Genomic DNA, 15,308 nt, shown 5'->3' with positions numbered 1-15,308 from the left:
GCAAAACAAGGGCAATACGGCAGTTTTGCGACAAAATTTAAAGCGATCCCCAAGCTCCACCGGCTATTCGCTCGATTGCCTTTAGAAACATCGGCGGCCCGAAACAACTAAGATGCGGCAACACCGAAGCGATAACGCTTTATTAAGGATAGATTCATTCCTTGAGCCTATCCTCATCATTGAAATAGCCAGTCAAAAACCGGGCTAAGAAAAGCCGGATTTCAACAACATATTGCACATCAACCAAGTCTTTGTTCTAGTTAGCCAATGTCAAAACAAGTCGCAGCGATATCCCTGAAAAGAAAAGCTCTCCTCGCGAGTTGCTTTGTTGCGGTTGCTCTGCAGCCGGTGATTTCGCTCGCCCAATCCTCGCTGCCGTCCGGCGTTCCCACCCCGCTTGCGCGTCCCTTTGCACCGACGACGACACACCAGTCGCCGATGAATCTGGTGACACCGAAACCGCGTCCGGCCACGCCTGATCCGGTCGTGACGTCAGCAGTCAGCCGTATGGAAAACCCGGCAGCGATTGGTGGAACGCTGAAAAGCGGGCTTGATGCCCTTTCCTCCCGTGACACGGCAAGTGCTATCGCATTCCGCAACGGGATGCCTCGTGGTTCGCTTGACCGCCAGATTCTGACGTGGGCTATCGCGACATCCGGTCTTGATGGTGTGCCGAGCGCTGAAATTGCAGCGGCGGCAACAGATTTGCGCGGCTGGCCGGGGACATCGGTTCTGCGCCGTAACTCTGAACGGGCCTTGTTCAAGGAAAATCCAGCTCCTGCGACCGTAATCGCAACATTCGGCAATACGCGCCCGCAGACTACAGAAGGCATGATTCTTCTTGCCCGCTCCTATGTCAGCACTGGAAATGCGGGCAAAGCGCGCGAACTGCTTTCACCATGGTGGGCTACACAGCGCTTATCAGCCGATGACGAGCAAAAGATCCTGAAAGAGTTCTCTGACGTTCTGACGCGCGAAGATCATCAGCGCCGTATTCTGCGTTCTTTTTATAATGACCGTATGCAGTCCGCAAAACTGCTTGCAGGTCCGGCACAGGCCCAATCGCTTTACAACGCTTTTGCGGCAGTAGCACAGAAGTCTCCGAATGCCGCCAAGGCGATAGCGGACGTCGACCGCACGTGGCAGGGAAACGCCGCCTATCAGTTCCTGAAGATTCGCTATCTGCGTCGCGCCGAACGCTATAACGAGGCGACAGACCTCATGCTCAAGGCACCACGTCAGGCGTCGGCGCTTGTCGATCCGGATGCCTGGTGGGTCGAACGCCGCATCCTGTCACGGGAACTGCTCGACCTTGGCAAACCGCAGCTCGCCTACAAGCTGGTTTCGGCCCACGCCGCCGAATCGCCCACAATGGCCGCAGAAGCGGAATTCCATGCCGGATGGTATGCACTGCGCGCCCTGAACCAGCCGAAGACGGCTGCGCCACATTTTGCCAAGATCGCAGAAATCTCCTCGCGTCCGATTTCGGCGTCTCGTGCTTTCTATTGGCTCGGACGGTCGGCCGAAGCAGGTAGCGGTGGCGATGCGCGCGACTATTATCGCCGCTCCGCCCATTTCGGCACAACATTTTACGGACAGCTTTCGGCAGCCAAACTGAGCGAAAAAGCACCTGAGCTTATCTATCCAAGACCAACGGAAGCGGATCGCGCGCGGTTTGCGGGCCGTCCCGCCGTGCAGGCAATCAAGCGGCTGGAACAGGTCGGCTATAGCAGTCGCGCAACGACGCTCTACAATCAGCTTTCGCAGGAACTCGACAGTGTCGGCGAACTGGCTCTGCTGGCGGTCATGGCCGAGCGCGACGAGAACCACTATCTGGCGCTGCGCGTCGGCAAAAATGCTGCATTGCGAGGTCTTGATGTTGGTGCTCTCTCGCATCCGCTTGGCGCAATTCCCGCCAATGCCAATATAAGCGGATCAGGTAAGGCTCTAGCCTATGCTATTGCCCGGCAGGAAAGTGAATTCAACGTCGGCGCGGTTTCAAAAGCTGGCGCACGCGGTCTGCTGCAACTTATGCCAGCAACGGCCAAAAGCGTGGCGACCCGCAACGGCATGAGCTTCTCCGCGCCACGCCTCACGACGGATGCAGGGTATAATGCGACGCTTGGCGCCCATTTCCTCGGCGAGCAGCTTGACCGTTTCAATGGGTCTTACGTTCTTACCTTCGCCGGTTACAATGCAGGCCCTCGCCGCGCATCCGAATGGGTCGAGAAATATGGCGATCCACGTGGCAAGCCTATCGATCAGGTCGTCGACTGGATCGAACGTATCCCCTACTCCGAGACACGCAACTATGTTCAGCGCGTGATGGAAAACTACGAAGTCTATAAGGCCCGCCTGACCGGAAGTGCGGATATACAGACCGATCTGATTTACGGTCGCCGCTAGAGCGGTTCCGGTTAAAACGAAGTCGCTAGAACCGCTCTATCTCTTTGTTTTCACGCATGTCTTTATCCCAAAACCGGTTCCCACTTTTGGGAGACATGCTCTAAAACATCTCGCGCCTATATTGAGATGGTAGAAATGCTCTGAAATGAAAAAGCAGGCTATTCGCCTGCTTTTTTTGTCCGTCGCGATTTTGGTTTAGCGGCTGTTTTGCCGGGCTTTTCCGATTTCCTTGCGCTGGCTTTATTTGCTGCATTCGCCAGTTTCGTGGCTTGTGCGATCCAATCCTCGCGCTCCACGCGGCGTGGAAAACCTATACTCCGTTCGATCCAGCGTGATTCGTCATCGTTCCAGCTGGCAATCTGGTCGTAGTGAAACACGCCGATCCCGTTGAGCAGCCCCTGAACTGCCCCACCAATACCCTTAACGACTGTCAGATCATCAGGCTTTCCAAGGCGTGCAGCATCCAGAAGCTCTGGACGCCCCGGATCCTGATCCGGTTCCGTATTCACATCCGGCTTTTCCGTTTGCGAAGGCCAATTTCCGACGACTTCTGCGTCCGGCACGGCTTTCATTTGAGGCTTCTCTGGTTCGCTCGGCTGGGGCGAAGCCTTGGGTTCTGCAACCTTCTCCGGTATTTTGGTCTGCGTCACCGCTTCCGGCTTTTGATCGACAGGCAATGTAGCATGCGCCGCTGCAATGATCGTGCGCTCACGGTCTGGTATCGACGCACCTCTGCGCCGCACGAACCGGCCCAAAAGACAGCCTATAACGAAAGCGATGGCGACAAGAACAGCCAGTTGAACAATCAGCAACGGCATATGGTTTCCTCGTACTCCAAATTACTCAAATCCGACGAACATATTCGCCGTCAATTTTCCCCGCCCCAATTTGCCGCCACTACTTCGGACCGGTCAACCAGCCCACGCCCGCACCGATAAGAACCGCCGCAACGAGAACCGGCCAAAACGATACGGCTAGATAAAGCATTGTCAGGCCCGCCTTCTGTTCCGGAAACGGAAGATATGATCCGCTATGCCTATTCATAAAGAGAAAGGAAAGGCCCGAACAGGCGGACTGTCAATTCCGAACAGAAAACTAACGGGGGACGAGGATCCAAATCTGCTCAGCCCTCCCTGCGATTTAATCAAGGTTCGCGAATTTCGGCTCGTTCCAATTTCAGGCCAAAGGGCAGCGGCTGGTCCAATTGGGCTTGTATCTTTCGATAGCCGGCATTGTCTGCAGTCTCGCCCTTGATCGAGATATTGAGATCGGACATCTCGATCTCCCCTTTCGTCAGGTCAGAAACGAGTTGCAAAGCAAACTCCACCGAATCAACAAAGTTTGCGGGACTGCCTCGCCCTACAGCCATCTCGTCATCGAGCGGAATGCCAGGAGCCGCGCTTTCGGCGATCGTCATGATACGGTCTCTAACATCGTTGTCCGGTACTGAACCAGACAGGACTATGCCGTCGGCACTCTTCTTTATCTGTAGCTGGTAGGGTGAAACGAGCGGCAGAACACTCGTCAAGTCGGTGATCTCCCGAATCCCTCTTACCTTTTCAAGCGCATCCCGCGCAGCGGATTGCGTATCTGGATCGGGCGCTATGCCTTTCAGCGTGACGTCGCGACCATCGACGTCGAAACCGGTCCATATAAAAGGAGTGAGTGCTTCGCCAGTACGTGTTGCGATGTCCGTCTTGACCCGGTCTGCACCAAACCAGAGCGCCAGCGCTGTTAGCGCTGCGGTCCACGTTACACCGGGCCAAAACCATTTGAACATATCGTGGCGTCTCCACGCTGGAAATCATCGGATGCAAAGCGGCGAACACGTCCCGCTTTCTATTCGTACAAAGACCGAGTTTCCCGCAAAGGCAAGATCACAAACGTAAAAATCGGCAAACAAAAAACCCGGCAGCGATGCTGCCGGGTTCTTTTTGAACAATCCCAGAGGGATTAGAACGAGCGCTGGAAGCGGATCATGCCCTGGAAAGCATCTTCGCCGTCGAGGCTGATGTTTTCGTCATCCCACTTGGTGTAGGAAACTTCCGGGGTGATCGTGAAGCCAGGAACCAGTTCGTAAGCAACGTTTGCGGTTGCTGCGAAGGTCTTGGTGTCGTCGTAAGCGAGCTGCAGGTTGAAGGTAGCCTTTTCGGTTGCCTTGAATGCAGCGCCACCCCAGACAGCCCAGTCGCCGCCCCACGTGCCGTAGAACGAGTCGATTACGCGGTAGGAATAACCAGCGCCGTCAACTGCATAGGTGTCGTCGTTGGACTTGTAGCCGCCCTGTACCCAAACCGAGAAACGGTCCGTGATGTTAACGTCGCCGCGAACCTTACCAGCCCACTCTTCGTTACGAGCGTCGTAAGCTGCAACAGCTGCGATAGAGCCCCAGCCACCAGCGTACTTCAGACCGCCAACGATGTGCGGCGTGTAGTCGTTCAGCGTTACGTCAACGTCGGAGTCGCCGTTGCCGCCTTCTTCGAGCGACAGGATAGCCGAGAAGCCGTTGCCGCCGGTGAAGGTGTAGCTGATGAGGTTGGTGCGGTAGCCGCCAGCGAGGATCACGTCGTCGTTGATGACGTTGCCGAGGTAACCAGGGAAGGTTACGAAGGCCGATTCATCGAGACCAACGCGCAGGCCGCCGAGCTGGATGTAAGCATAACGCAGCGAGCTGTTTTCGCTCGAGCCGTATGCGTCTTCTTCGCCGTCGCCGCCGCCGTTCCAGTTGTAACGCAGTTCGGTGAAGGTCTTCAGAGTGCCGAGCTCGGTTTCCGAAGCGGTCGAGAAGCGGAGCGTTGCACGGGCGTTCTTGCCCCAGGTGTCACGGTCCAGATCGCCAGGCGTACGAGCGTAAACGCGATCGCCACCCTTTGCGTCGTAACGAACATAACCATGGATACGCAGGCAGGTTTCGGTGCCTGGGATGTAGAAGTAGCCAGCGCCGTAAGCATCGCAGACGCGGACATATTCAACGGCTTCTGGCTCTGGCGCGACGATTGCGTCGGCAGCCTGAGCGCCGGAAGCTGCAACCAGAGCTGCAGCGGAGCCAAGGAGAAGGCTCTTGATGTTCATTTCTGACCTCCAGTCAAAGTTAAAAATGGGTCTGGGCATTCTGATTTGGCTGAAGGACAACCTGTCCCCATCCCCTTTTGAAAAAGTCGCCCCGAAGCGCTCCTTCTTCTGGATGTGAAGATACTCGCCCGTTCCTTCGTTTCAACATCGAATACACTCTCCCAACCTTTCTGGTGCTTCTATGAGGGAGGGTTGTTGCAGAAAAGACACGAAATTGCCCGTTTCAGGGTGGGCTATTTAGGGTTTATTAACATGAGTGAACGCGAATTAACGGGTCTTAACGCTTGAAAACACGCGATATTTGGCATCGTTGCGGTTTTCAGCCCGCGAATCCATGACTTCCCGTGCTCCGAGTGGAGTATATGTCAAAGCACCGTCGCGTACTGCCACATTAGCTGATTTGGGTGCGAATCTTTCTTTGTTATACAGCTCGAAATGAGGCTGCCGACGCCTGGTGAAAGCGGCCGATTCCACGCATATTCCTGATTGCGTATATATAAAGTGCGATAATTCGCAGGAAATTTTACCAGTTGGCGCGCAATTCGCTTGAAATGACAAAGCGTACCAGCTATCTCGCCCTTACCGGAGAGGTGGCCGAGTGGTCGAAGGCGCTCCCCTGCTAAGGGAGTAGACCTCATAAGGGTCTCGTGGGTTCGAATCCCATCCTCTCCGCCAGCTGCCTCAAGCAAATCTCTTCATAAAAATCAGATCCAGATTGCCACGCGATGTGCGATTCCGTGCTTTTACGCCCCGTATTCGACGCATGTCGGATCACTTCCGATTTGCTGACTTTTTGAGTCCCGAATCTGCAAACTCTATAACACATTGAAAATACTTATTTATTTCGAAAGCCTCCGATTCTTGACTGGAGGTCAGAAATGAACATCAAGAGCCTTCTCCTTGGCTCCGCTGCAGCTCTGGTTGCAGCTTCCGGCGCTCAGGCTGCCGACGCAATCGTCGCGCCAGAGCCAGAAGCCGTTGAATATGTCCGCGTCTGCGATGCTTACGGCGCTGGCTACTTCTACATCCCAGGCACCGAAACCTGCCTGCGTATTTCCGGTTACGTTCGTTACGACGTAAAGGGTGGCGATGATGCCTACTCCGGCGTTGAACTGGGTGGCTGGGTGAAGCGTGCACGTTTCGCACTGCGCACGCATACTGCGACTGAAACGGAACTGGGTACTCTTCGTACGTTTACCGAAAACCGCTTTCAGTGGGATGCCGTTCCAGGCAATCTCGGTGACACCGGTTTTGAAGGCTATGGTGCTGATCGTCAGTCGACCACGCTGCAATTCGCTTACATCGAACTGGGCGGCCTTCGCGTAGGTCTCGACGAATCGTCGTTCCATACGTTCACTGGCTATCTTGGCGATGTCATCAACGACGATGTTGTAGCTGCAGGTGCTTATCGTACTGGCAAGATTTCTTACACCTTCACTGGTGGCAACGGCTTCTCGGCAACTGTTGCTCTTGAAGAAGGCGGCGAAGGCTACGTTGTCAACGATTATGTTCCGCACGTTGTTGGTGGCGTGAAGTATGCCGGTGGCTGGGGTGCGATCGCAGCTGTAGTTGCTTATGACTCCGTTATTGAAGAATGGGCGGCTAAAGTTCGCGGTGACGTAAACCTCACCGACCAGTTCTCTGTCTGGGTACAGGCTGGTTATTCCTCGGAAGAGTCTGACGATCAGATGTATGGTCAGTGGGGCGGTGACTGGGCCGTCTGGGGTGGCTTGAAGTACAAGGCCTCTGAAAAGGCTGTCATCAACGTGCAGGCTGCATACGAAGACTGGGGCAAGACCGCAGTTACCGCAAACGTTGCCTATCAGCTGGTTCCGGGCTTCACCATTACGCCTGAAGTCTCTTACACCCGCTGGGACGATGACCATCCTCTGCGTGTTACCAAGGATGCATTCCAGGGCATGCTTCGCTTCCAGCGCTCGTTCTAATAAGAACGACGTTGAAAAAATGCGCCAACGGGAAACCGTTGGCGCTCATCCATTTGAAACACCGCTTACGATTAAGTGACACGATCCTTTCGAACAGGGAGTTTCGAAAAGGATCGATAAACGAGGGGAATTCGGGGACGACAGAAAGCTGGGGGCAAACATGGTCTTTTAGAAAGGTCCAATCATGTCTCCGCATAAAGTTAGCTCACTTATCTTGTGCTCCGGGAATTATTTCATTAGTTGTACGTCCTACAAGAAGAAGGGGGGCGTGCAATGATCGTCGTTGGGGAAACGAAGATCGACACAGGCGACAAGTTTGCGCCGATAGTCGACTACAACTTAAAGTACACATCCAGCAAAAGTCCGAACCACCGGCTTGTCGAGCAATTTTCGGTGGCGGAACTGACGGGGAAATATGTCAACATCCTGTGGGATGATGGATCACACAAGTATAATGTGAAGTCGTTTCTCGGCGAGATTGATGAGATTTTGAAGGGCGAACGCTTTTCAGGTTTCGATCAGCAAATGCTTGATTCCGTCATCGGTTCGCTTCGTGAGCGTGGCAACAGCAATGCAACCATCAATCGAAAGATGGCTGCGCTGAGCAAGCTGCTGCGAAAGGCGCACAAGATGGGAGATATCTTTAATCTACCGGAATTCGTCCGGCAGAAGGAGCGTGTGGGACGTATTCGATTCCTCGAATATGAGGAAGAAAAGCGCCTGTTCGCCGCGATCAAGTCGCGCTGTGAAGACAGTTATCGGCTTTCCCTTTTTCTTGTCGACACGGGCTGCCGCCTTGGAGAAGCAATCGGTGTCACCTGGAACGATGTTCAAGATCAGCGGGTTACGTTCTGGCTCACCAAATCAAATCGCAGCCGCACTGTCCCACTCACCCGCCGTGCCCGCAAGGCTGCACATATCCCGCATGAGAAGCTCAAAGGCCCCTTCTCCATGCTCAATCAGGTCCGGTTCCGCCAGATCTGGAATGAAGCGAAGATGGAAGTCGGTCTTGGTACGGACGATCAGGTCGTTCCGCATATTTTACGTCATACCTGCGCATCCCGTCTCGTCCGGGGCGGGATCGATATCCGTCGTGTTCAGATGTGGCTGGGGCACCAGACACTCCAGATGACCATGCGTTACGCCCATTTGGCGACACATGATCTCGATTCATGCGTGAAAGTGCTCGAGGTCCACTAAAACGCATCTCGGAATGGGTAAACCGGTTTCGGACAAGGTGCGATATGGTTGAATGCTTGGAACGTCGATCTGATTCAATCAGATCGACAGGCGTTTTTGATGGCTCCGGCACTGCGCGTTGTGCTTGTGGTTGTGAGACACCGACGGTGCGCACGCGCGCCTGAGGCGTGCAGATGTTCGGGTTCCGACCCGTTTCACTCTGCAGATCCTTATCGTTTAACTCGATCGGCGGGCAGCAAGCCTGATCGTTCGCTTGGATTATTCAATCGACTAGAATCATTGTGATGGCACCAGTCACTACAAGTTGCTATGCCTTCCGAGCTGGACAGGCGTAGGTGGATAAGATTTTCTCCAGCTCTTCGACTGCCCTCCTCACACGTTGATGGACTGAGAATCGACTGGAAATCGCCATGGGATCGCCTCGCCTTACACCACTCGTCGCAAGCTTGCCTTCTACTGTTCCTTTTACCGGCCCCGAAACGCTGGAGCTACAGCGCGGAAAGCCTTTCAAGGCACGGGTCGGCGCGAATGAAAGCAGTTTTGGTCCAGCGCCGTCTGTCCTTGATGCAATTCGGACCGAAACGAGCGAAATCTGGAAGTATGGCGATCCTGAAAACTATGAACTGCGCCATGCCATTGCCGCACATCACGGCGTAAAGCCGCAACACATAATGCCGGGAGCAGGTGTCGACGCCTTGCTCGGGCTGGTAGTCAGACAATATGTTCAGGAAGGTGACAGGGTCATCAACTCGCTGGGCGGCTACCCAACCTTCAACTACCACGTTGCGGGTTATGGCGGAAACCTGGTTACTGTTCCTTATATCAACGACAAATCGAACCTCGACGGCCTGCTCGATGCGGCCCGCAAGCAAGATGCTGCAATTCTGTACCTCGCCAATCCGGACAATCCGATGGGAACCTGGCATATGGGTTCGGACATTCAATCCTTCATCGAGCGCGTTCCTGAAACCACCCTCCTCATTCTGGATGAAGCTTATTGCGAAACAGGGCCAGCGTCCGCCTTCCCGCCTTTTGAAACCGACCGACCCAACATTCTTCGGATGCGCACCTTCTCCAAGGCTTATGGTCTAGCGGGAATCCGATGTGGATATGTTGTCGGCAGCGCCGAAACCATCAAGTCTTTCGACAAGATTCGCGATCATTTCGCAGTGAATCGCCTTGCGCAGGCAGCAGCTATCGCCGCCCTCAAGGATCAAGCTTATCTGCGTGACGTAGTCGCGAAAATACAGGCAGGGCGCGATCGCATCGCTGCAATCGCTGAGGCAAACGGCCTTACAACCGTCCCATCTGCCACGAATTTTGTTGCCGTCGATTGCGGTAAGGATGGAGCATTCGCCACAGCAGTTCTCAACGAGCTAATCGCGCGTGACATCTTCGTGCGCAAACCCGGGGCACCGGTTCTCGACCGCTGTATTCGCGTGAGCGTCGGCATCGATGAGCAGCTCGATCTCTTTGAAGCTGCCCTACCCGCCGCTTTGGAGGATGCGCGCAAACACGCAGATACTCGTGAAACTGCCTGAACGGTGGAGCCATAGATGCAGATTCGATCCGATAGCCAGTATCCCAACATTCTTTTCAGCACGCTTGCCGGACTGTGCGGTGCCCTTGCAATTGCCGCTTATGCGGGCGCCGCCCACGGTGGAGAGAACCATCTGGGCAACATCGCTCCCCTGCTCCTCGGCCATGCGCCCGCGTTTCTGGTCCTATCTCTCATTGTACCTTTCAGCCGTACCGCTTATCTGGGCGGCGCATTACTTGTGATCGGTCTCGCCTTATTCTGCGGCGACCTCTTCATGCGTGATATGATAGGCGACCGGCTCTTTCCAATGGCCGCGCCGACAGGTGGATCGTTGATGATACTTGGCTGGCTCGCAGTCGCGGTCGCGGGCTGGTTCTCACGAACCAAATAAGAAGGGGCCAATAGGCCCCTTCTTATTCGAATAGTCCTGATCAGATCAGGAATTGCCTTTCAGGCGTGCATTGCAGAGGCTGTAGTAACCGCCACCTTTTTGAATCCACTTCAAACCACCCAATGCATTGGCATCTTTCAGCCTATAATACTGCTCAAGGCAGGTGTGCATACGAGCCTTGCCAGCTGATTCGTTCGAAAACTTTGCAGAAACTGCCGTTGGAAATTTGACGCCTCTGGGCGCCGCAACCGTTGGGGCAGTTGGTTCACTGGTACCGTCGGTGCTGAAGGCAACTGGATCTGCACCAGGTCCGCATTCAGCCTTGCGGAAATCGTTCCATTTTGCAACATTGTCAACACCAGCGTCTTTTGCCGCCTGATACTTGGCGCTGCACTGCTTCATCGTTAAGCCCTTGGCGCTGTCATCAGCAGCAGTGCTTTTTGCCGTTTTCTTAGCTGGAGAAGCAGGTGCAGGAGCTGCGGCGGCATTTGCACCGCATTGCGCCTTGCGGAAATCGTTCCATTTCATGCCGCCAAGCGTGCCAGCATCTTTGGCAGCTTGATATTTCGCGCTACATTCCTTCATTGTCAGGCCCTTGGCACTGTCGTCTGCGGCAGGGGCGGCTGCACTCTTGGTTGCCTTTTTGGCTGGAGCTGACGGTGCTGCGGCAGCATCTGCGTCGTCTCCACATTGCGCCTTGCGGAAATCGTTCCATTTCATGTCGCCAAGCGTGCCAGCATCTTTGGCAGACTGATATTTTGCGCTACATTCTTTCATCGTCAGGGCGTTGGCGGGCGATGAAAAGGCAAATGCAGCAGCACTCATGATGATGGCGGTGCCGGCCATGGCGGTGATGGTTCGAATTGACATCTTGTCACTCCCTATCGAATGCAGCTCTTTCGATCACTCGGTACCTTTTACGCCTTGCGATCTTACTAATATAGAGGAACGGTAGATGTCATTGTTGCTCTGACCCGTTCCGTTTATACGCCAACATTGCGCTCCACAAAGTTGACTGTCAATCATTCGGTGAATATTACCTTCAGCTCAATACAAATTTTCTAACGGGCTTTCTTTGCTCGTTATGGTCATGCAGGTGCCATGAAGTAAAATTATAGTACTTCCTACCTCATGTCCGATTTTTATTCGAACAGAGTTAAAATCCGGAGACGATGCAGGTGATAGAGCGGATCATGATCATAGGCGGCGCCGGTTCGGGAAAATCAAGCCTTGCGCGTAGGCTAGGCGAGATTACCGGCTTACCGGTCATTCATATCGATACCCTCTACTGGCAACCGGGCTGGATAATGCGCCCGCGTGACGAGATCGGCCGTCTTACCAACGAAGCAGCAGATCAGGACACATGGATATTCGAGGGCAATCATAGCGAAACTATGATTTATCGTGCATCGCGAGCCGATACTCGTTTTTCTCGATATATCGACCGTGCGTCGCCTGTGGCGTGTATTCAAAAGAACCATAATCCATTACGGACGCTCACGCCCGGATATGGCGGAAGGTTGTGTGGAGCGTTTCGACTGGGGCTTCCTGAAATGGGTGGCAGGCTATCGCAAGAACGGTCGCATTCGCGCACTGGCCTTTCTGGAAGGTGCGCCTCAGCATCTCGCCAAGCGTCATTTGCGCAGCCCGCTTGACGTCAAACGCTTCCTCGCGCAGATGACGCACGAAATAAATCAAAACAAACAGCCGTCGCAATTGCGATAAATCTACAAACACGACCGTGAAATAACAATATTTCAAGCGGTGCGAAGCGTCGAAACCGCTGTTATATTTAACCGTCTCCCAAGACTTGACGCCGCGTGCTTTGACCCAACCCTCTGCACAGCGCGAATGCATGACAAGCCGGAATTCATTCCGGCACCGTAATCTATTTGCCGGATTACCGGCTTCTCGCTGTTCTGGAGTTTCCACGTGGCCGATATCGCTGATAACGCCGCCCCGCTCATCGATGCGTCGAAAGCCGCCGCATCAGACCGTCACCGCCTCTATGAAGATGCGATGGCTATGCTGATCGGCACGTCCTTCATTGCGCTCGGCATTACGCTTTATAGTCAGGCTATGCTGATGACCGGCAGCACGGCTGGTATCGCCCTTCTCATCCAGTATGCAACAGGCACGGAATTCGGATTGCTCTATTTCCTGATCAATCTGCCATTCTATTATTTCGCCGTGCGTCGAATGGGTTGGGCGTTCACCATCAGAACCTTTGTCGCAGTGGCCATGATGTCGGGCTTTGCTCGACTGATGCCCATGAGTGTCGATTTCTCAAGCGTCAATCCGCTCTTCGCAGCACTCATGGGCGGCACCCTGATGGGTATGGGGGTGCTGGCACTTTTCCGGCACCGCTCCGGCGTCGGCGGCGTCAATATATTGGCGCTCTATCTACAGGACGCTTATGGGATAAGAGCCGGCTGGTTTCAGCTCGGCCTCGATGTCCTTATCATGCTGATCTCGCTGTTCTTTATCCCGTGGGAAAACATGGTGCTTTCCCTGATCGGAGCGATTGCCATGAACCTCATCATCGCAATCAACCACAAACCGGGCCGGTATCTCGGTATAAGCTGAGTCAACAAAAAAGCCGCCTTGAAGGCGGCTTTTTTCATAACGACTATCTTGCCAGTCAGTGGGCGGTCATCCACTCACGCGCACCGCGCAGCGCTGCTGCCAGTTCGCCCTTGCTCATCGTCGCTGCCACCTGATTGCGCATACGGGCGGCCTTCTCGCTGCCGCGGATGGCGGCAATGTTCAGCCACTTGTGGGCTTCCACCACGTCGATCTCGCAATCACGGCCGATGGCAAATTTCATGCCCATTTCGAGAAGAATGCGATCCTGTGCGACTGCGTTGTGCGTATTCGAGAAGCTCTGAAACTGTGCCATTTTTCTCTGTCCCTGTTAAATCCCGAGAACCGTCCAGTCTTTATTTTCAAAGCCTGATTTCATTGCTTTGAAACTGCCGTCTCTGTCGTTCCGTTCATGCTCTCAAATCTACGGGAAAGGGTTGAAATGCGCGTTAAACCAGATGCTTAACGAGCAACCAACAAAATCCGAACAAGGGGTAAACTTGGGATTTTGTTAAACATGCAAGTGTCGCCGATTGCTTGATTTTTGCAAAAATTCGATTCAAATCCGCACGGTCGAACGAAACCAGTTGCTAACTATAGACAACATTCGAATGCGGCTGTGTGTGTAAAAAGGGCAGTATTTCAGGTGCCAAGCGAGACACAAATATCCCTCTTCCGCTTCGCCAAAAACTGGTTTACGTTTACGTTTGCGTAAGCTTGACGGATGTTCGAGGAGGGCTTCTGTCTCAAACTTCAAAACGCATCACAGCGGTTTCATCGTTGCGACCGGCAAAGCCGGGACTGGCGGCGATTTGGGAGGAAAGAATGATCCGCACACTTATTCTTGGAATGACGCTTGCAGCCACTTTTGCCGCCCCTGCCCTTGCCGACGAAGGGATCGTCGGCACGTGGAAGCGCCCGAACGGCACGATCATCAGCTATGCGTCCTGCGGCGCCAACAAGTTCTGCGGTACGGTGCAGACCGGCGAGTACAAGGGCAAGTCCATCGGCACGATGTCAGGCACGGGCGGCAGCTACAAGGGTGAGGTCAACAAGCTCGACGAGGGCAAAACCTATACCGGCAAAGCCAGCGTCAAGGGCAACACGCTTTCACTTTCCGGCTGCGTGATGGGCGGCCTGATCTGCAAGAGCGAGAGCCTCACGCGCCAGTAATATTCAGTGGCATCCAGAATAAGAAAGGGCAGCCTCGAAGCTGCCCTTTCTTTTGATCGCTTATTCAGCGTGCCTTTTGGCCAAAGAGAATTTTCTGGGCTTCCTTGTCCGTCGCCAGATTGGATTTTTCTCGCTCTTCTTTCCCGACAAGCAGACCACGCTGAACCGCAGGGCGCGCATTCATTGTCTCATGCCAGCGCTTCAGATTCGGGAAATCATCCAGGTTCTGGTCGTAGTTCTTATGGGCATTGATCCAGCCGATCGAAGCCATGTCGGCAATTGAATATTCGCCTGCAATGTATTCCTTGCCTTCAAGCTGCGTGTTCAACACACCATAGAGACGGTTAACCTCGTTGGTATAGCGGTCGATGCCGTACTGAACCTTTTCCGGCGCATAGACACGGAAATGCCCGGCCTGCCCGGACATCGGGCCGAGGCCACCCATCTGCCACATCAGCCATTCGTCAACTGCGACGCGCTTGCGTTCGTCGGTCGGATAGAACTTACCGAACTTCCGCCCGAGATACTGCAGTATAGCTCCAGACTCGAACACCGAGATCGGCTGGCCGCCCGGCCCTTCCGGATCGATGATGGCGGGCATACGGTTGTTAGGAGCAATCTTCAAAAAGTCCGGCTGAAACTGATCGCCCTTGCCGATATTGACATACTTGACCTCGTAGGGAACGCCCAGCTCTTCCAGCATAATGCTGATCTTGAAACCGTTCGGTGTCGGCCAATAATACAACTCGATGGGCTTGGTCTGTTCGGCCATGGGCTCTCTCCCGCTGATCCTGACGTTGAGCGGGACTTATGTTCCCGCATTCCAATGATGGAAAACATAAGTCCCTTTCCAGCAGGCACAAGAGCCACACACCGCAATAAACGGAACATCAATATTTTTGAACGCCGCATGAACGACCCTCTCAGGGAGGGTTCAGGCGCAATGGCTAAATTGATGAGGGAGAACAGAAATCATTACGGCTTTGGGGGCCAACCG

At 54.1% G+C, this 15,308-nt stretch carries 14 protein-coding genes and 1 tRNA gene; 9 read left to right on the top strand and 6 right to left on the bottom strand.

Annotated features, from left to right (window positions below; all coding sequences use genetic code 11):
• The first annotated feature begins 267 nt into the window (after positions 1-267).
• On the top strand, positions 268-2,406 hold the full coding sequence (locus KWJ32_RS19905; protein ID WP_185758007.1) for a lytic transglycosylase domain-containing protein: 2,139 nt from the start codon (positions 268-270) through the stop codon (positions 2,404-2,406).
• Positions 2,407-2,564: 158 nt separating this feature from the next.
• Here KWJ32_RS19905 and KWJ32_RS19900 read toward each other — a convergent pair whose 3' ends face one another.
• The 3 genes from KWJ32_RS19900 to KWJ32_RS19890 form a co-directional block, all read right to left on the bottom strand.
• Positions 2,565-3,224, bottom strand: a complete 660-nt coding sequence (locus KWJ32_RS19900; protein ID WP_012092421.1) for a 50S ribosomal protein L21 — start codon at positions 3,222-3,224, stop codon at positions 2,565-2,567.
• 326 nt (positions 3,225-3,550) lie between these two features.
• On the bottom strand, positions 3,551-4,186 hold the full coding sequence (locus KWJ32_RS19895) for a BON domain-containing protein (RefSeq protein ID WP_256886186.1): 636 nt from the start codon (positions 4,184-4,186) through the stop codon (positions 3,551-3,553).
• A gap of 173 nt (positions 4,187-4,359) precedes the next feature.
• Positions 4,360-5,478, bottom strand: coding sequence for a porin (locus KWJ32_RS19890; protein ID WP_151607454.1), 1,119 nt, complete (start codon positions 5,476-5,478; stop codon positions 4,360-4,362).
• 584 nt (positions 5,479-6,062) lie between these two features.
• Between KWJ32_RS19890 and KWJ32_RS19885 the strand changes: the two genes are divergently transcribed.
• The 5 genes from KWJ32_RS19885 to KWJ32_RS19865 all read left to right on the top strand — a co-directional run bounded on the left by KWJ32_RS19885 (position 6,063) and on the right by KWJ32_RS19865 (position 10,555).
• Positions 6,063-6,153 (top strand) — tRNA-Ser (locus KWJ32_RS19885).
• Positions 6,154-6,356: 203 nt separating this feature from the next.
• Positions 6,357-7,424 (top strand): porin, encoded by a 1,068-nt coding sequence (locus KWJ32_RS19880; protein WP_040129537.1) that lies wholly within the window; start codon positions 6,357-6,359, stop codon positions 7,422-7,424.
• Between the two features lie 273 nt (positions 7,425-7,697).
• A complete protein-coding gene (locus tag KWJ32_RS19875; protein WP_029925277.1) occupies positions 7,698-8,624 on the top strand; it encodes a site-specific integrase in 927 nt (308 codons plus the stop codon).
• Positions 8,625-9,034: 410 nt separating this feature from the next.
• On the top strand, positions 9,035-10,165 hold the full coding sequence (locus tag KWJ32_RS19870) for a pyridoxal phosphate-dependent aminotransferase (protein ID WP_012092425.1): 1,131 nt from the start codon (positions 9,035-9,037) through the stop codon (positions 10,163-10,165).
• Between the two features lie 15 nt (positions 10,166-10,180).
• Positions 10,181-10,555, top strand: coding sequence for a DUF423 domain-containing protein (locus tag KWJ32_RS19865; RefSeq protein WP_012092426.1), 375 nt, complete (start codon positions 10,181-10,183; stop codon positions 10,553-10,555).
• A 45-nt stretch (positions 10,556-10,600) separates the two neighbouring features.
• Here KWJ32_RS19865 and KWJ32_RS19860 read toward each other — a convergent pair whose 3' ends face one another.
• Positions 10,601-11,401: an antifreeze protein gene (locus tag KWJ32_RS19860; protein WP_235784316.1), complete on the bottom strand. Its 801-nt coding sequence runs from the start codon at positions 11,399-11,401 to the stop codon at positions 10,601-10,603.
• A 558-nt stretch (positions 11,402-11,959) separates the two neighbouring features.
• On the opposite strand from KWJ32_RS19860, the gene KWJ32_RS19855 reads away from it, so the two are divergent.
• Positions 11,960-12,280 (top strand): hypothetical protein, encoded by a 321-nt coding sequence (locus KWJ32_RS19855; protein WP_235823002.1) that lies wholly within the window; start codon positions 11,960-11,962, stop codon positions 12,278-12,280.
• A gap of 294 nt (positions 12,281-12,574) precedes the next feature.
• Positions 12,575-13,141, top strand: a complete 567-nt coding sequence (locus KWJ32_RS19850) for a YitT family protein (RefSeq protein WP_308448015.1) — start codon at positions 12,575-12,577, stop codon at positions 13,139-13,141.
• Between the two features lie 55 nt (positions 13,142-13,196).
• On the opposite strand, the gene KWJ32_RS19845 is transcribed toward KWJ32_RS19850, so the two are convergent.
• A complete protein-coding gene (locus tag KWJ32_RS19845; RefSeq protein ID WP_010661614.1) occupies positions 13,197-13,454 on the bottom strand; it encodes a hypothetical protein in 258 nt (85 codons plus the stop codon).
• A 509-nt stretch (positions 13,455-13,963) separates the two neighbouring features.
• Between KWJ32_RS19845 and KWJ32_RS19840 the strand changes: the two genes are divergently transcribed.
• Positions 13,964-14,311 carry a DUF2147 domain-containing protein gene (locus KWJ32_RS19840; protein ID WP_010661613.1) on the top strand — a complete coding sequence of 116 codons (348 nt, stop codon included), beginning with the start codon at positions 13,964-13,966 and terminating at the stop codon, positions 14,309-14,311.
• A 64-nt stretch (positions 14,312-14,375) separates the two neighbouring features.
• Here the strand turns inward: KWJ32_RS19840 and KWJ32_RS19835 are convergent, their stop codons facing one another.
• Entirely contained in the window at positions 14,376-15,083 is a 708-nt protein-coding gene (locus KWJ32_RS19835) for a glutathione binding-like protein (RefSeq protein WP_012092429.1), read from the bottom strand.
• Positions 15,084-15,308 lie beyond the last annotated feature (225 nt).

It is taken from the genome of Ochrobactrum sp. BTU2 (assembly GCF_024539785.1).
GTDB lineage: Bacteria > Pseudomonadota > Alphaproteobacteria > Rhizobiales > Rhizobiaceae > Brucella > Brucella anthropi.
The sequence above is the reverse complement of the archived record's forward strand: the minus strand, read 5'-3'. Positions and strand labels throughout refer to the sequence as shown.